The 16020-nt window shown below is 71.5% G+C and carries 18 protein-coding genes; 8 read left to right on the top strand and 10 right to left on the bottom strand.

What is annotated here, in order from left to right; all coding sequences use genetic code 11:
- Positions 1-9 precede the first annotated feature (9 nt).
- From ACIBN2_RS14130 to ACIBN2_RS14145, 4 genes are all read right to left on the bottom strand, one after another.
- Positions 10-1029: an SDR family oxidoreductase gene (locus ACIBN2_RS14130; RefSeq protein WP_399134588.1), complete on the bottom strand. Its 1020-nt coding sequence runs from the start codon at positions 1027-1029 to the stop codon at positions 10-12.
- A 60-nt stretch (positions 1030-1089) separates the two neighbouring features.
- Complete coding sequence (locus ACIBN2_RS14135) at positions 1090-1656, bottom strand: winged helix-turn-helix domain-containing protein (RefSeq protein ID WP_399134589.1); 567 nt, start codon at positions 1654-1656, stop codon at positions 1090-1092.
- Positions 1657-2002: 346 nt separating this feature from the next.
- The gene (gene glnII / locus ACIBN2_RS14140) at positions 2003-3034 is read right to left on the bottom strand and encodes a glutamine synthetase (protein ID WP_399134590.1); all 1032 of its coding nucleotides are present in this window, start codon (positions 3032-3034) and stop codon (positions 2003-2005) included.
- Between the two features lie 186 nt (positions 3035-3220).
- On the bottom strand, positions 3221-3670 hold the full coding sequence (locus ACIBN2_RS14145) for a MarR family winged helix-turn-helix transcriptional regulator (protein ID WP_399134592.1): 450 nt from the start codon (positions 3668-3670) through the stop codon (positions 3221-3223).
- Positions 3671-3740: 70 nt separating this feature from the next.
- On the opposite strand from ACIBN2_RS14145, the gene ACIBN2_RS14150 reads away from it, so the two are divergent.
- Positions 3741-4613, top strand: a complete 873-nt coding sequence (locus ACIBN2_RS14150; RefSeq protein ID WP_399134593.1) for an alpha/beta fold hydrolase — start codon at positions 3741-3743, stop codon at positions 4611-4613.
- 3 nt (positions 4614-4616) lie between these two features.
- Here the strand turns inward: ACIBN2_RS14150 and ACIBN2_RS14155 are convergent, their stop codons facing one another.
- Positions 4617-5348: a hypothetical protein gene (locus ACIBN2_RS14155; protein ID WP_399134594.1), complete on the bottom strand. Its 732-nt coding sequence runs from the start codon at positions 5346-5348 to the stop codon at positions 4617-4619.
- A 138-nt stretch (positions 5349-5486) separates the two neighbouring features.
- Positions 5487-5846, bottom strand: a complete 360-nt coding sequence (locus tag ACIBN2_RS14160) for an arsenate reductase family protein (RefSeq protein WP_399134595.1) — start codon at positions 5844-5846, stop codon at positions 5487-5489.
- A 150-nt stretch (positions 5847-5996) separates the two neighbouring features.
- On the opposite strand from ACIBN2_RS14160, the gene ACIBN2_RS14165 reads away from it, so the two are divergent.
- The gene (locus ACIBN2_RS14165) at positions 5997-6305 is read left to right on the top strand and encodes a hypothetical protein (RefSeq protein ID WP_399134596.1); all 309 of its coding nucleotides are present in this window, start codon (positions 5997-5999) and stop codon (positions 6303-6305) included.
- 160 nt (positions 6306-6465) lie between these two features.
- On the opposite strand, the gene ACIBN2_RS14170 is transcribed toward ACIBN2_RS14165, so the two are convergent.
- Positions 6466-7650 carry a winged helix DNA-binding domain-containing protein gene (locus ACIBN2_RS14170; RefSeq protein WP_399134643.1) on the bottom strand — a complete coding sequence of 395 codons (1185 nt, stop codon included), beginning with the start codon at positions 7648-7650 and terminating at the stop codon, positions 6466-6468.
- A 198-nt stretch (positions 7651-7848) separates the two neighbouring features.
- Here ACIBN2_RS14170 and ACIBN2_RS14175 point away from each other — a divergent pair, with 198 nt between their 5' ends.
- The 5 genes from ACIBN2_RS14175 to ACIBN2_RS14195 all read left to right on the top strand — a co-directional run bounded on the left by ACIBN2_RS14175 (position 7849) and on the right by ACIBN2_RS14195 (position 13447).
- Entirely contained in the window at positions 7849-9189 is a 1341-nt protein-coding gene (locus ACIBN2_RS14175) for a DUF2252 domain-containing protein (protein WP_399134597.1), read from the top strand.
- A gap of 57 nt (positions 9190-9246) precedes the next feature.
- The gene (locus ACIBN2_RS14180; RefSeq protein ID WP_399134598.1) at positions 9247-9846 is read left to right on the top strand and encodes a chemotaxis protein CheB; all 600 of its coding nucleotides are present in this window, start codon (positions 9247-9249) and stop codon (positions 9844-9846) included.
- A gap of 20 nt (positions 9847-9866) precedes the next feature.
- Positions 9867-11735, top strand: coding sequence for a CheR family methyltransferase (locus ACIBN2_RS14185; RefSeq protein ID WP_399134599.1), 1869 nt, complete (start codon positions 9867-9869; stop codon positions 11733-11735).
- A gap of 26 nt (positions 11736-11761) precedes the next feature.
- Positions 11762-12625: a GAF domain-containing protein gene (locus ACIBN2_RS14190; RefSeq protein WP_399134600.1), complete on the top strand. Its 864-nt coding sequence runs from the start codon at positions 11762-11764 to the stop codon at positions 12623-12625.
- 87 nt (positions 12626-12712) lie between these two features.
- Positions 12713-13447, top strand: coding sequence for a GAF and ANTAR domain-containing protein (locus tag ACIBN2_RS14195; protein WP_399134601.1), 735 nt, complete (start codon positions 12713-12715; stop codon positions 13445-13447).
- 12 nt (positions 13448-13459) lie between these two features.
- On the opposite strand, the gene ACIBN2_RS14200 is transcribed toward ACIBN2_RS14195, so the two are convergent.
- A complete protein-coding gene (locus ACIBN2_RS14200; RefSeq protein ID WP_399134602.1) occupies positions 13460-13885 on the bottom strand; it encodes a DUF1269 domain-containing protein in 426 nt (141 codons plus the stop codon).
- A 279-nt stretch (positions 13886-14164) separates the two neighbouring features.
- On the opposite strand from ACIBN2_RS14200, the gene ACIBN2_RS14205 reads away from it, so the two are divergent.
- Positions 14165-14458, top strand: coding sequence for a hypothetical protein (locus tag ACIBN2_RS14205; protein ID WP_399134603.1), 294 nt, complete (start codon positions 14165-14167; stop codon positions 14456-14458).
- A 2-nt stretch (positions 14459-14460) separates the two neighbouring features.
- On the opposite strand, the gene ACIBN2_RS14210 is transcribed toward ACIBN2_RS14205, so the two are convergent.
- Both ACIBN2_RS14210 and htpX read right to left on the bottom strand, forming a co-directional pair.
- A complete protein-coding gene (locus ACIBN2_RS14210) occupies positions 14461-15045 on the bottom strand; it encodes a hypothetical protein (RefSeq protein ID WP_399134604.1) in 585 nt (194 codons plus the stop codon).
- Positions 15046-15048: 3 nt separating this feature from the next.
- Positions 15049-15966 carry a zinc metalloprotease HtpX gene (gene htpX, locus ACIBN2_RS14215; protein WP_399134605.1) on the bottom strand — a complete coding sequence of 306 codons (918 nt, stop codon included), beginning with the start codon at positions 15964-15966 and terminating at the stop codon, positions 15049-15051.
- Between the last annotated feature and the right edge of the window lie 54 nt (positions 15967-16020).

Raw genomic sequence — 16020 nt, forward strand, 5'->3', positions numbered from 1 at the left:
GGCCCCCGGTCAGGGGGTGTCGCCAGGTACACCCCCGGCGGCCGCGAGGGTCTTCGCCTCCAGTTCCGGGTCGAGCCCGACGGGCGGCCGGTCCGGGCGCTGCGGCGCGCTGCCGCCGATGCCGCGCAGCCACGCCCAGGTGTCGGCGACGGTCTCCTCTACGGGCCGGCAGGCCAGGCCCGTCGCCAGCGCCCGCGAGACGTCCGCGGAGTGCAGGGAGTCGTGCATGTCGGTGCCCGGCGGCACCCACACCGGCAGCTGGGTCCAGGGCTGGATGCCCGCGTCGAGGATCACCTCGGGCGGTGTCCAGCGCAGCTCGGCAGCCGCACCCGTGGCCCGGACGCACGCGTCGAGCAGCCCGCCCATGGTGGCGTGCCCCTGCGGGCTGATCATGTTGTACGGGCCGCTCAGCTCCCGCTCCGCCGCCCCGAGGATCCACTCGGCCATGTCCCGTACGTCGACGTACTGCAGCGGGAGGTCCCGCGGTCCCGGCGCCAGCACCGGCCCGCCGCGCGCTATGCGGGTCAGCCACCACGGCAGCCGGCCGATGTTCTCGTACGGGCCGAGGATCAGCCCGGCCCGTACGAGCACGGAGCGGTCCGCGCCGAAGGCGTCGACGGCGGCGATCTCGGCGCCGCGCTTGTCGCGCACGTAGTCGGTCTGCCCGGCGTCCGGTTCGGCGCCCTCGGCCAGTGGCGCGTCCTCGGCGTACCCGGCGGGCGCGGGCCAGGCGTACACCGAGCAGCTCGACACGTACACATACCGTCCGGCGCGGCCCCGCAGCAGCCGCGCCGCCTCGTGCACGGCCCGGGGCGCCGCCGACCAGGTGTCGACGACGACGTCCCACGCACCGTCCGCGAGGGCGCCGAGCCCGCCGGGCGCGGTCCGGTCACCCTGCAACGCCCTTGCGCCGGGCGGGGGTTGGCGACGCCCCCGGTTGAGGACCGTCACCTCCCAGCCACGCCCGAGAGCCGCCTCGACGACGGCCCGTCCCGCGAACTCCGTACCACCCAGCACCAGAAGTCTCATGCCGGTGAGCCTGCCCGGTCCGGCCGCGGGAGGGAACGCCGCTCTGCCGACGGCAGAGGATCAGTGGCCGGCCGGCGGGGCGTACTTGTAGCCCACCCGCCGCACCGTCCGGATCGCCGCGCGGTGCTCGGCGCCCAGCTTGCGGCGCAGCCGGGCGATGTGGACGTCCACGGTGCGGCCGTCGCCCACGTGGCCGTACCCCCACACCGTGGTGACCAGCTGGTCGCGGGTGTGCACCCGGTTGGGATGTGCCACGAGGTGTGCGAGCAGCTCGAACTCCAGGTAGGTCAGGTCAAGTTGGCGTCCGTCCACCTCGGCGGTGCGCTGCACGGGGTCGATGCGGACGAGCGCGTCGGCGGGGGCGGCGGCCTCGGGGCCGGAAGGACCCGGGGCGGCGGCCCCATGCGCGTGGTCGGCCGGGATCAGGACGAGGTATCCGACCATCGGGGGCTGTCCCGGCAGCGTGGGCAGGGTGTGCGGGGGAGCGGGCAGCCAGGTGGCGCCCGGCGGCAGGAACTCCGGGAGGTCGGTCACCTCGTCCCGGTCCACGGCGCGCAGCCGGTGCCGTGGGGCGCTGGAGGACGGGGTGCCGGGCGTGGCGGAGGGCAGTGAACGAAGGATCGCCATGAGAGGTCAGCTCTTTCGCGCGAGAGGTTCGTCGGGAAGGACGTACTCGGTGCGCGCTGGCCGAAGGCCGGGTGGAGGTACGGCGTTAGAGGGCCGGCGCGTTCGTCACGCGACAACACACCCGGTCGAAGTCGTGGTGCTGGCGGGAGGGCCAGAAGGGCTCCAGGTCATGGCGCCCCGTGGCGGTGCACTTCTGGAAGCCGGTCATGACCACATTGAAGCAGACACGGCCCGTCGCCAGGAGCCTCCTCTCACTGCCTGGACACGTCCCGGCCCGGAAGCGGACGCCCGCGAGGGGGCGCCCACCGCGAACGGTGGACGCCCCCTCGGAGCCGGGCGGGGTGGATCAGACCTGGCCGGCCTTCTCCAGCGCGGAGCAGCAGGTGTCGACGAGCAGACGCGTCACCACGTAGGGGTCGACGTTGGCGTTCGGGCGGCGGTCCTCGATGTAGCCCTTGCCGTCCTTCTCGACCTGCCACGGGATGCGGACCGAGGCGCCGCGGTCGGAGACGCCGTAGGAGTACTCGTTCCACGGGGCGGTCTCGTGCAGGCCGGTCAGTCGGTCGTCGATGCCGGCGCCGTAGTTCTTGACGTGGTCGAGCGGCTTGGAGCCCTCGCCGAGCGACTCCGCGGCGGTGATGATCGCGTCGTAGCCCTCGCGCATCGCCTTGGTGGAGAAGTTGGTGTGCGCACCGGCGCCGTTCCAGTCGCCCTTCACCGGCTTCGGGTCCAGCGTCGCGGCGACGCCGAAGTCCTCGGCGGTGCGGTAGAGCAGCCAGCGGGCGACCCACAGGTGGTCGGAGACCTCCAGCGGGGAGACCGGGCCGACCTGGAACTCCCACTGGCCGGGCATGACCTCGGCGTTGATGCCGGAGATGGCGAGACCGGCCGCGAGGCAGTTCTCCAGGTGGGCCTCGACGATGTCGCGGCCGAAGATCTCGTCGGCGCCGACACCGCAGTAGTAGCCGCCCTGCGGGGCCGGGAAGCCGCCCTTGGGGAAGCCGAGCGGGTAGCCGTCCTGGAAGAAGGTGTACTCCTGCTCGATGCCGAAGATCGGCTCCTGCGCGGCGAACTTCTCGGCGACCTCGGCGAGCGCGGCACGGGTGTTGGACTCGTGCGGCGTCATGTCGATGCCGAGGACCTCGCACAGGACGAGGATGTCGTCGCCGCCGCGGATCGGGTCGGGGCAGGTGAAGACCGGCTTGAGGACACGGTCCGAGGAGTGGCCCTTCGCCTGGTTCGTGGAGGACCCGTCGAAGCCCCAGATCGGCAGCGCGTCGAGCCCGGCCGGCTCCCCGACCATGATCTTCGTCTTGGAGCGGAGCTTCGCCGTCGGCTGGGTGCCGTCGATCCAGATGTACTCAGCCTTGAAGGTCACGGGCCACTTCCTTCGGGGGTGTCTCTGACGCACGTGCGGGTGCTGGGGCGCTGCGGCACTGGGGCGCCACCGTTGATGCCCGCGAGCCTGTCAACAGGCGATTTCCCGTCCGTTGCCCGTATGTGAACCCCGTGTTACCTGGCACGGATGTGGCGCGATTCACGGTGTGAGGTCAGCGGTGGCGGGTCAGTCCGCCTCGGCCGCCGCCTCCCGCACCCCCTCCAGGAACCCCCTGATCGCCGCCCGTTCCCGCTCGTCGTAGCCCCGCAGCAGCTCCACCGCGCGCCCGATGAGCGGCCCGAAGAAGGACCAGCCGAGTTCCACCGCCTTCTCGTCGACCTCGATCACGACCCTGCGCCGGTCCGTCCCGCCGCGCACCCGCCGCACATGCCCGGCCCGCTCCAGCCGGTCCACGAGGGCCGTCGTGCCGGCGGAGTTCAGCCCGAGCGCCGCACCGAGCCGGCCGGCGGTCGTCTCCTCACCCGCGCGTGAGGCGTCCATGAGGGCGATCAGGGCGCGTACGTCGGTGGGGTGCATGCCGTTGCGCTGCGCGAACCGGCCGCTGTGCAGGCCGAGTTCGACGGCCACGGCGCGCAGCAGATGGACGATCTCCAGTTCCGGTCCCTGGGGCTGCATGTGCCTTCTCCGTTATCATCTCGTTCGACGAGTATCTCGCTCAGCGAGATACTAAGGGAAGGGCAGACCGATGACCGATACACGCGGCGATGCATACGACATGGACGGCTTCCTGGCCGCCTACGACAAGGTCGTGGCCAAGTGGCCCGCCGAGCGGGAGGCGGTGACCGTCCCCACGCCGTTCGGGACGGCGTACGTCAACGTGTGCGGCCCGCGCGAAGGCCCCGCGCTGGTCCTCCTCCCGGGCGGCGGGGGAGCGACCTCCGCGTCCTGGTACGCCCAGGCCGCCGGCCTGGCCCGTACCCACCGCGTCCACGCCGTCGATCTGATCGGCGCCCCCGGCCGCGGTACCGAGGCCGGCGACCGCCACCCCCGTACGGTCGCCGACCTGGTGGCCTGGCTGGACGCGGTCCTGGACGGACTCGGCCTGGCGCAGACGGCCCTGGCCGGGCACTCCTACGGCGCCTGGATCGCCCTGCACCACGCGCTGCACGCACCCACGCGCGTACGGCGCCTCGCCCTGCTGGACCCCACCCAGTGCTTCGCCGGCTACCGGCCGGCGTATCTGCTGCACGCCCTGCCGGTGCTGCTGCGGCCGACGCCCGCTCGCGTGCGCGCCTTCCTGCGCTGGGAGACCGGGGGAGTCCCCCTCGACCCCGACTGGCTCCGCCTGCAGGAGGCGGCCGCCGGCTTCCCCTCCGTGTCGAAGCCGGTGACCGGTCCTCGTCCGGCACCCGACGCGCTGCGCGGGCTGAACATGCCGGTCCTGCTGCTCCTGGCCGGGAGCAGCAGGACCCATGACACGTACCGGGTGGCGGCGCGGGCCGGTGCGCTGCTGCCGCGTGTCGAGACTGTGGACCTCCCCGGCGTCTCGCACCACGCGCTGCCGCAGGCCGCACCGGCCGAACTCGGCCGCCGCCTCACGGAGTTCCTGGGTCGTTGAGCCTCACCCCACCTTCTCGATCAGCGCGTGGCGGATCAGGAACTTGCCGGGCTCACGGACCTGTTCGAAGGCCGCGTTGTTCAGCAGCGCACAGCTGCCGGAGACCGAAGTGACCTTCACCGTCGTCGACTTGTTGTTGTCCAGGTTGGTGACCTTCAGCGTCGTCCCCGCCGGGAACTGGTTGCTGGAGGCGGCGGGCGCCCCGCCCTCACCGGAGAGGGTCACGGTGGAGCCGTTGCACACCTGCTGCCCGGAGGCCGCGGCACCGCCGGCGTTCCCGCCGGCGTTTCCGTTCGCGTTTCCCGCGGAGGCGCTCTGCGAGGGCTGGGCGGTCTGCGCGGGCGGGGCGCTCTGCTGGGCCCCGCCGGCCTGCTGGCCGTTCTGCGCCGGCTGCGTCGACTGGGAGCCCTGAGCCGACTCCCCAACGGTGCAACCGGACGCCTTCTGCTGGACCTTGATCTGCTCGATGACCGCCTCGCGGTTGGCGATCCGGGCCGCGGACTGGGCGTCGGGACTGGCCTTCTGCCCGTCGATGAACTTCTGGTTGTTGCCGAGGGCGGTGGCGAGCCCCAGGCAGACGTTCGAGTCCGCGGCGGACGACAGGGTCTTGGGGCCGGGACTCTGCGCGGCGTTGGAGGTGCTCGCCATGACGAAGGCGCCGCCTCCCGCCACCGCCGCCGCGCTCACCAGCAGCGCGATCTTCTTCTTCGTACCAAGACTTCGCCTACGCGACATGCGCGCCTCCTGAGAGGTAGGGGAGCGTACGCCGCTATGTACGAGATACCGAACGCAGTTGCTCAGCGGTCGCAGGAGTCGCCGAAGTAACGTGCGTCACAGTGGAGTTGGGGCACGTGCGGGGGTTCTTATGGGTCTCTATCGAGACAGAGCCTCCCGTACGGCCTCGTCGGTGCGGCCGATCACGGCGGTGCCGTCGTCGGCGGTGATGATCGGGCGCTGGATCAGCTTCGGGTGCTCGGCGAGCGCCGTGACCCACCGGTCGCGCGACGCCTCGTCCCGCGCCCAGTCCTTCATGCCGAGCTCCTTGGCGTCGGCCTCCTGGGTGCGGGTGATGTCCCACGGTTCGAGGCCCAGGCGCTCGAGCACGGCCCTGATCTCGTCCTCGCCCGGTACGTCGTCCAGGTAGCGGCGGACGGTGTAGTCGGCACCCTCGGCGTCGAGCAGGCTGATGGCGCTGCGGCACTTCGAACAGGCCGGGTTGATCCAGATCTCCATGCGCCTACGGTACGCGACCGGCGCCCCCGAAAGCCCTTGTGGCCAGGGGCTTTTGTCAGTGGCGGGCGCTAGAATAGAAGCAGTGTTCGAGGAGGTCGCCGGGGGCGGAACGTCCCTGATGGGCGACCTGACCGCGACAGGAGGATGCCTGTGCCCGCTGCCGCACTGAAGCCGAAGCCGATGCAGTCCACTGCCCAGCACCCCGTTCTGCTCGACCTGCCCTACGAGCCCGTGGAGAAGCGCCCGTTGCCGCCGGGCCGTCCGCGCGAGTGGTACGTCACGCACAACCGCCGCCTCAAGGCGATGCGGCTCGCGATCGCCCTGCTCGACTCGGGCGTCTACATGCCGAACCAGGCCCGCAACGAGACGATACGCAGCACGGCGGAGGTCATCGGCGTACATCCGCCGTCGGACACGACGTGCCATATGGTGCGGGCGCTGATGCGGTATTCGCGTTGACGGGTGCGCCGGGGGTCGTCTGCTGTGTGCGGCGCCCGGCGCTGTCGTTGCCGTCGTCTGGGGGCTGCCGCCCCCAGGCCCCCGCTTCGGCCTGAACGGCCTCGTCCTCAAACTCCCCCAGAGGGGGCGCCCCCAGACGGGCTGGATTGGGCTGAGCTGATCATCCCGTCAACTCCCGCTCCGCAGGCGTCCGGAAGCGAGGTGTCACCCCCGTGGCGCCCACCCACCCCTGCAACCGCTCCACCTCGGCGGAGATCAGGGCCGACGCCTCTCGCCCGACCCCGCCGGGGACCAGCGCCCGCCACACGACCTCGCCGCCCTTGCGCTGAGCCCACGCCCCCACCACCCGCCCGTCGAACCACACCGTCGGCCCCACGTTCCCACTGCCGTCGAAGAGCATGGGCCGCAGCTCCGGGGCCAGATACCAGTCCCGCTCGCGCCACCCCATCGCCGTCGGGTCGAGCCCGGGCAGCAGCACGGCCCACGGCTCGGCAGGCGCGGCGACCGGCTCGACGTCACCCGCCACGACATATCCGGTGCCCTCGTCCAGCGACACCGCCTGCGCCCCGATCGAGGCCAGCGCCCGCCGTACGTCGGTCACCTTCCAGCCCGTCCACCACTTCAGGTCGTCCTCCGTGGCCGGCCCGCACACCGCGAGCCACCGGCCGAGCAGCGCCGCCTGCGCCTGCGCCACGTCGAGTTCGGGATGCGGCGGCGCCACCGCCCAGCGGAACTGGCTGGAGGTCCACGACCCGAGCGGCCGCCCCCGGACGACCTTGCCCTCCACGCCCAGCACCCGCAGCAGCCGCGTCGAGACGGTGTGCACGCCCTCGTAGCTCTTGCCGGCCGCGTACGCGAACTGCTCGCGCAACCGCGGTTCGTCCGCCGCGAGTTCGGCCGCCGTCGCCTGCCCGCGCCGCGCGAGGGCCGCCAGCGCCGACTCCTCGACCTCCTTCAGCCAGGCCGCGTCCGGCGCCCCGGCCTTCGCCATGTCCGCGAGCAGCTTGGCCCGTTCGCGGGCGGCGACCGTGAGCCCGGTCGAGGCGTGCACGACGGCGGTGAGGTCGGTGGGGAAGACGAACACGGTGTGCCGCATGCCGTGCATCCGGACCAGGGAACGGTCCTCGTAGAGGGCCCGCTGGGTCTCCGCCACGGTCACCGCCGGGTCGGCGAGCCGCGCGCCGACGGCCAGGTACACCGTCGCCGGGTCCGTGCCGTGCAGCGCGACCAGCGTCCCGGCGACCTCCTCGGGTCTCCCCGCCCGCGCCGCACCGGTGAGCCGGTGGCGCACCGCCAGCCTGGCCCGCCGCTCCGCCGCCCCGATGTACCGCACGCCGCCGCCCATACCGGCCTCCCCGTCACTCACGCCTCAGCCCATCTTGCAGGAGGCCACTGACAACGGGCCTCCCACCAGGGCAACCCGCGTCACCCGAACGCCGTGCCCGGCATGCGTCCGTCCCCGCACCCGCCTTCACTGCGAGGAGAGGCGGTGGAACCCCGTGGGAGGCGTGATGCGCAGGCGCGGCATGCGGTGGTGGACGCCATGACCACGCCCGCCGGGCGCGCCGACCGCGGCAAGGCCGCCCGCCGCCGCGTCGCCCGTTCCGCGCACGACGCGTGGGTCCCGTCCGTCGACCGGCCCGACCCCGTCGCCGTACTGGAGCGGCAGGGCCGCGACCGGCTGCCGGAGCTGCTGCCGATCCGGTACGGGCGGATGGCCGCCTCGCCCTTCGCCTTCCTGCGCGGTGCCGCCGCCGTGATGGCCGCCGACCTCGCCTCCCAGCCGCACACCGGACTCACCGTGCAGCTGTGCGGCGACGCCCATCTGCTCAACTTCGGCCTGTACGCCTCCCCGGAACGCGCCCTGCTCTTCGACCTCAACGACTTCGACGAGACCTTCCCCGGCCCCTTCGAATGGGACGTCAAACGGCTCGCGGCCTCCGTCGCCGTGGCCGCCCGCGCCAACGGGCACGCCGACGCCAAGGCCCACCGTGCCGCGCTGGAGGCGGGCGCCGCCTACCGGACCGCCATGCGGCGGCTGGCGCGGCGGGGCGAACTCGCCGTCTGGTACGAGCGGATCGACGCCGAGAGCCTGCTGCCCCTGGTCCGCTCCGCCCACCGGCGCCGCCACGTCGAGTCCAGCCTGACCCGGGCCCGCCGCCGCACCAGCCTCCAGACCGTCGGCAAGCTGACCGAGGTGGTCGACGGGCGCCGCCGTATCGTCCACGACCCGCCGCTGCTCGAACCCGCCGGCGCCTCCGACACGGCGTCCCTGCGCAAGATCTTCAGCGACTACCGCTCCACCCTCTCCGAGGAGCGCCGCCTGCTCCTGGACCGCTACCGCTTCGTGGACGCCGCCCGCAAGGTCGTCGGCGTCGGCAGCGTGGGCCTGCGGTGCTTCGTCGTCCTGCTCGCCGGGCGGGACACCGACGATCCGTTGTTCCTGCAGGTCAAAGAGGCGCGCACGTCCGTACTCGAGGAACATCTGCCGTACGGTCCCTACGTGCATCCCGGGCACCGCGTGGTCGCCGGGCAGCGCCTGCTGCAGGCCGCGAGCGACATCTTCCTGGGATGGATGAGCGGTCCCCAGGGACGCGCCTTCTACTGGCGCCAGCTGCGCGACATGAAGGGCTCCGCGGACGTCGCCGGGATGAGCCCCGCCGACCTCCTCGGGTACGCCCGGCTGTGCGGCACCGCCCTGGCCCGCGCCCACGCCCGCTCCGGCGACCGTATCGCGATCGCCGCCTACCTGGGCGGCGCCGGCACCTTCGAGCAGGCCGTCGCCGGCTTCGCCCTGCGCTACGCGGACCAGACCCGCGCGGACCACGCCACCCTGCGCGCGGCGGTCGCCGCCGGGGTGGTGGCGGCGTCCCCGGACGTCTGAACCAGCCGCCTCTCGCTCTCGTCCGCCTGGCGCGCCCCACGGCTCTAATCTGACCGTGTGCAGCCTCTCGAGCCCAAGCCCGACCGCTTCGAAGTCGTCGCCGTAGCGTCCTCCGCCGGCGGCATTCACGGCCTCGTCACCCTGCTCGGCACCCTGGGCGCCGAGTTCCCGGTGCCGATCCTGGCCGTACAGCATCTCGACCCCCGCCATCGCACCGTGATCGCGGAGGTACTGGGCCGCCGTACGGATCTGGACGTGAAGCTCGCCGAGGACCACGAGCGCACCAGGCCCGGCACGGTCTACATCGCTCCGCCCGACCGTCACCTCCTCGTCCGCCCCGGAGGTCTGCTCACCCTCACCGACAGCGAGGTGGTCCACTTCGTCCGGCCCTCCGCCGACCTGCTGTTCGAGTCCGTCGCGGGCGCCTACGGACCGCAGGCCATCGCCTGTGTGCTCACCGGTACCGGCCGGGACGGCGCGATGGGGGTGAACGCGGTCAAGTCGCGCGGCGGCACCGTCATCGTCCAGGATCCGGGGACCGCGGAATTCCGGGGAATGCCGGACGCGGCCGTGGGTACGGGCTCAGTGGACTTCGTGCTACCTCTTGAGGAGATCGCCGCGGTGATCAGCGGACTGGTCGAGATCAAGCGGCAGTAGCAGAGAAGTAGGCGGCAGTAATGGTTGACGCACAGCCGGACGTGGAGACCGACGAGGAACTCGAGGAGCTCCTCCGCTTCCTCCGTGACGCCCGCGGTTTCGATTTCACCGGGTACAAGCGCTCCTCCCTGGGCCGACGCATCCGCAAGCGCATGGCGGACGCCCAGGTGGGCTCGTACACGGACTACCGGGACCGCCTGGAGACCAACGCGGACGAGTTCGACGCGCTGTTCAACACCATCCTGATCAACGTCACCTCCGTCTTCCGCGATCCCGACGCGTGGACCTTCCTCCAGCGTGAAGTGCTGCCCGAACTGCTCGCGCGAAGCGGGAGCGACAACGAGATCCGGGTGTGGAGCGCGGGCTGCTCCAGTGGCGAGGAGGCCTATTCGCTGGCGATCATGTTCGCCGAGGCGCTGGGCCTGGACGAGACCCTGGAGCGGGTCAAGATCTACGGCACGGACATCGACGACGAGGCTCTGCGCGACGCCCGCACCAGCCTGTATCCGGCCAAGGTCCTGGAGCCGCTCGCGCCCGAGCTGCGCGAGAAGTACTTCGAGCAGAGCGGCTCCCGGTTCGGTTTCCGCTCCGACCTGCGGCGCAAGGTGATCTTCGGCCGCCACGACATCACGCGGGACGCCCCGATCTCCCGGCTCGACCTGCTGGTGTGCCGCAACGCGCTGATGTACTTCAACGTCGAGGCGCAGACGCAGATCATCGATCGCTTCCACTTCGCGCTGCGCGAGGGCGGCTTCCTCTTCCTCGGCAAGGCGGAGATGCTCCTCAACGACGCCGAGCGGTTCGAGGTGATGAGCATGCGCCAGCGGGTGTTCCGGCGCCGCCCCGGCGAGGCCGCGGCGCCGTACCAGCCCGCCCCGGTGAAGATCAGGGCCGGCCAGGGCGGCGAGCTGCACAGTGCGGCCCGCCACCGTCAGCTGCGCGATCTCATCCTCGACGCGGCGCCGGGTGCCGCCGTGGCCGTCGACGCCGACGGCATGGTCGTGCTCATCAACAACCACGCGCGCGTCCAGTTCGGCCTCACCACGAACGACATCGGGCGGCCCTTCCAGGACCTGGAGATCTCCTACCGGCCCGTCGAACTGCGCTCCCTGAACGAACAGGCCACCCGGGAGCGGCGCACCCTGCGGGTCAACGGCGCCGAACGCCGGGTCGCCGACGGCGTCCAGTTCTTCGACATCACCATCCAGCCCCTCACCGGCGCCGACGGCCTGGTGTCCGCCACCAACATCACCTTCTCCGACGTCACGGTCGCCACGCAGCTGAAGTCCGAGATCAAGCGGATCCGCGAGGACCTCGAGACGGCGTACGAGGAACTCCAGTCGACCAACGAGGAGTTGGAGACCACCAACGAAGAGCTCCAGTCGAGCATCGAGGAGTTGGAGACGACGAACGAGGAACTCCAGTCGACCAACGAGGAGCTGGAGACCACCAACGAGGAACTCCAGTCCGGGAACGAGGAACTGGAGACCATGAACGAGGAGATGCGGGTCCGCACCGAGGAGCTGGACGAGGCCCGTACCTTCCTGGACGCCGTGCTGACCTCCATGGCCGCCGGAGTCGCCGTGCTCGACCAGTCCATGAGGGTCAAGAGCTGGAACCGCGGCGCCGTCGACCTGTGGGGCCTGCGCCCCGACGAGGTCCTGGACCAGTCCTTCTACGATCTCGACTTCGGACTGCCCACCGAGAAACTGCGCGAGACCATCGAGCTCTGCGTCGACACCGGCAGACGGGGCGATCCGCTGTCCGTGCCGGCCGTCAACCGCCTGGGCCGCACGATCACCTGCACGGTGCAGTGCAGCCCCTTCGACGGACACAACGGCGGCGTCGTCCTGCTGATGGAGGCAGGCCGGGCAATCGGCTCCGAGTAGGACGAGCCTGAGCGTACGATTCCGTTATGGCCACGGAAGATGCGGCTTCGGACCTCATCGCTTCCGCCGAGCGGAAGGCCGCAATGGCGCGGGCGCGGTTCGAGTACGAGACCGATCGCGCCGAACGGCATGAGCTCCTCGCCGGGCAGGCCCGCACCCAGGCCCTCAAGGACATGCACATGCGGATCGCGAGGATCCATCGCTCGACCGCGGCCTGCCATCTGACCGCCGCACAACTCCAGGACGACTACCTGGCCCGGCTGGTCGGCTGGTCGCTTCAGCGCGGCGCCCCCAGGCCCCTGTTCATGGCCGGCGTGGCGGAGGCGTGCGGCACCGAAAGCGCCGCGATCACCCTGATCGGCGCCTCCCACGACCAGCTGGCCCTGGCCGCCTCCGACGAACCGGCCCGCGCCGCGCAGGAGCTGGAGTTCCTGCTCGGCGAGGGCCCGGCCCGGGACGCCACCAACGAGCTCCGGCCGGTGCTGGCGGACAGCGCAGCCATGTTCGACCGCTGGCCCGGCTACGGTCCGGCGGCGGCGGAACTGGGCATCAAGGCGGTGGCCGCCGTACCGCTCAGCCTGTCGGGGAGGTGCGTCGGCGCACTCGCGGTCTTCGATCCGATACGGGGCGTCGCGGACGCGGGCACTCTCGGCGAGGTCGCCGAGGCACTGACACGTTCGATGATCCTCGGCCCGGACGGCGATCCCGGGCTGTATGGTGCCACCGACATGCGCGCCGAGGTGCACCAGGCCGCCGGCATGGTCTCCGTCCACCTCGATTGCCCGGTGGCCGACGCCCTGCAACTGATCAAGGCCCACGCGTTTGCCGAGGGCGTCTCTGCCCACTCAGTGGCAGTGCGCATCCTCAGCGGCGATCTGCGGCTCGGTTGAGACGAGGAGGCGCGCGGCAGTGGACGACCACAATGTGTGGGCTCGGTCGGCGTTTCCGCCGGCCGGCAGGCGAAGGGAACCCAGCCGATGACCACGATGTCCCCGTCGCCGCACGAGCTGGCACGGGCGTTCGTCGACCTGGCCGCCAGCCCGATCACCGAGGTGTCCGACCCGACCGGGCTCCTCGCGACCCTGGCCGGGCACGGCACCCAGCTGCTCGGCGAGTGCTCGGTGATCGTGCTGTACGCCCCCGACGAGCACTCCCGCGTCGAGGTGACCGCCGTCGGCGACGAGATGATGCACCTCGCGAACGAGGCCGTGGGCTGGGGCGAGGGGCCAGGCTTGGAGTCCTGCCGCAGCGGCCGACCGGCCCCCGACACCGCGCTCGACGGCGACCAGGCCCGCCGCGACTGGCCGCGCTACTCGGCCCGCGCCCTGGAACTCGGTTTCGGCCGGGTCGCCGCCCTGCCCCTGCGCGCCGGCCCGGACACCCTGGGCGCCCTGGTAATGCTGTGCCCCGGCAGCACACCGCTGTCCGCCGACCTCCTCGCGCTCGGCCAGGCCCTCTGCGACGCGGCTGGCTGGGCCTTGGAGCGGGACCGCCGCCTGCATGAGGCCCGTGCCCTGGCCGGCCAGCTGGAGCATGCGCTGACCAGCCGGATCATCATCGAGCAGGCCAAGGGCACGCTCGCGGCCAAACACTCCATCTCGGTCGGCGAGGCGTTCAGCATCCTGCGCTCCCACGCCCGCTCCCACCGCCGCCGGCTGACCGAGGTCGCCGCGGAGGTCGTGGAACGACGGCTCGACCTGCCGGCGAAGTAGGCCGGCCTCGGTTCAGGTCGCGGACTCCGCCGCCGGAGCCTGCGCCGCCGCGATCGCCTCGCGCAGATGCTCCTCGTCCGCCGTGCTCAGCGAAGTCTGCACCAACTGACCACCGTACGGCGTCAGTTGCGGGATCACCTTGTCCTGGGCCGCGTGCTTGGCCAGGACGAAGAGGGCGGCGGCGCCCGGGCGCAGGTTCTGGCTCAGGTCCCGCATGAAGTCGTCGTTGATGCCCGTGTCGGTCATCGCGCCCCCGGCCGCTCCGGCCGTCGTGTGGTTGACGGCCTGGTGCAGTTTGATCTTCCCGTCGTCACGCCGCTCGACGACCACCGCGTCCTCCAGCTCGACCAGATGCTGCTTGGACAGCTCGAACAGCTTCTCGCGCACCTTTGCGGCGGTCGCCAGGTCGTCGTAGGCGATGACGAAGAGATCACTCATCGAGGTGCACCCCCTATGTGGCACATGGGCTGAACGCCGCTGATCGGCCGATCCGTTCCGACTCCAGGCGCGGAGAAAACGGGATGCACGCCGAGTGACCGTCTCCCTACGCTGGACACGCACGGCGGAGCTGCCCAGAACGCTTTCCGCAGCACAGGCATCAGCCTGCGGACTGGGGGCTACTCTCTACGCACCGACGGCCGGGCGCCCTTCCCCCAGCGCCGCGCCGGGACAGCACACCGTCACCGCACGTACACACCCACGCCCACGGAGGCCCGGATGGGCACCATCGTCATTGCCGGGACCGTCGTCCTGGTTCTCTTAGGATTCGGAAACCATGTCTGGTGGCTGGTCGCGGTCGCCGTTCTCTTCCTCTACACGCAGTACGGACGGAGTGGTTCCACAGGCGGCGCCCCGCAATCCCCGTCGACCGGGGGATCCTCGTCGGGAGCCGTGCCTGCCAGCTATCAGGCCTACCGCAGGCGCCGTGACCAGCAGGCCAAGTGGGAGCGCCGGTACCGCCGCGAGCGCCCCCTGCAGTACCGCCGTCAGCAGCGCGAGAAGAGCGGGTAGGGCTACAGGCCGGGGGCGCCCCACACGGGGAACCAGCGGCTGAGGTCCTGCTCCATCCGCAGATCGTCGGCGAGTGCCGCCTTCACCTGCAGCTCCAGCGCGTTGTCGCGCCGCTGTTCCGCACCGGGCAGCGGCGCGAACGGGTAGAACGTGCCGCGCTTGTAGAGGTAGACCAGCGCCAGCCGTCTGTCGCCCTCGGCCCGGAACCCCGCCAGGGAGCACAGCAGCTGCGGCCCGAAGCCGTTCACCTCCATCGAGCTGTTCACCGCGTGCAGGTCGTTGACCAGCGAGGGCAGCTGGTCGGGGGAGCGGCGGGAGAGCAGCCAGGAGTAGCCGTACTCGTCCTGGCTGAGCTCCACCGGGGGGCCGTCACGGTCCGCGTCGGCGTCCAGCAGCGCCTGGACCTCCCGGTGTGTCTGCTCGAAGGCCGAGCCCTCGACCGTGGCGAAGCACACCGCGCCCGCGCCGGTCGGCGTGAAACCGGCCGCGGCCTCGAGGGTCACGGCCGCCGACGGAAGCGCGAAGAGCCGGTCCAGGTCGGGCAGGACCGGTTTCGTACGGCCGAGCAGGATGTCCAGCAGGCCCATGCATCATGCCTTTCCGGGGGTCTGCGCCTCACCCAGCTCGGCGGAGATCCGGCCCAGTTGGTCGAGCCGCTGCTCCAGGCTGGGGTGGGTCGAGAAGAACCGCTCGATACCGGGCTCCTTGCCGGTCGCGGGCGTGAAGTAGAACGCGTTGAACGCCTGCGCGGTCCGCAGGTCCTTGGTCGGGATCCGCGCGATGTCGCCGGAGACCTTGGTGAGCGCGGAGGCCAGCGCCGAGGGCCGCCCGGTGAGCAGCGCCGCCGCCCGGTCCGCGGCCAGCTCCCGGTACCGGGACAGGGCCCTGATCAGCAGGAAGCTGAGCGCGTACACGGCCGCCGAGACGGTCATCACGGCGAAGAAGACCGCCGCGGTGTTCTGGTCCCTGCGCCCGCCGCCGAACAGCTGCGAGTAGAAGGCGAACCGCACGATCAGCCCGGCGATGACGCCGAGGAAGGACGCGATCGTGATCACGGCGACGTCCTTGTGCGCGACGTGCGACAGCTCGTGCGCGAGCACGCCCTCCAGCTCGGCGGGCTCCAGCCGGCGCAGCAGCCCCGTGGTCACACAGACCACGGCGTGATCCGGGTTGCGTCCGGTCGCGAACGCGTTGGGCATGTCCATGTTGGACACGGCCACCACCGGCTTGGGCATGTCGGCGATCGCACACAGCCGGTCGACGACCGCGTGCAGCTCGGGATACTCCTCGCGCTCCACGACCCGCCCGCGCATGGCGAACATCGCGATCCGGTCCGAGAACCAGAACTGGGCGATGAACATCGCCCCCACCAGCACGACGACGATCAGCCAGGACTTGAGCAAAACGATCAACGCGGCGACGAAGGCCACGTACAGCAATCCGAGCAGGAACATCGTGACCGTCATCCGCACGGTCAGCCGCCGGTCGCTCCGGAAGCGGCTCTGCATCTGCATCACCCCGCAGTCAGGCACTCGTCCCACTGCCAGTGTGCACCCGGTGAC

This window comes from Streptomyces sp. NPDC050534 (genome assembly GCF_044457745.1).
GTDB lineage: Bacteria > Actinomycetota > Actinomycetes > Streptomycetales > Streptomycetaceae > Streptomyces.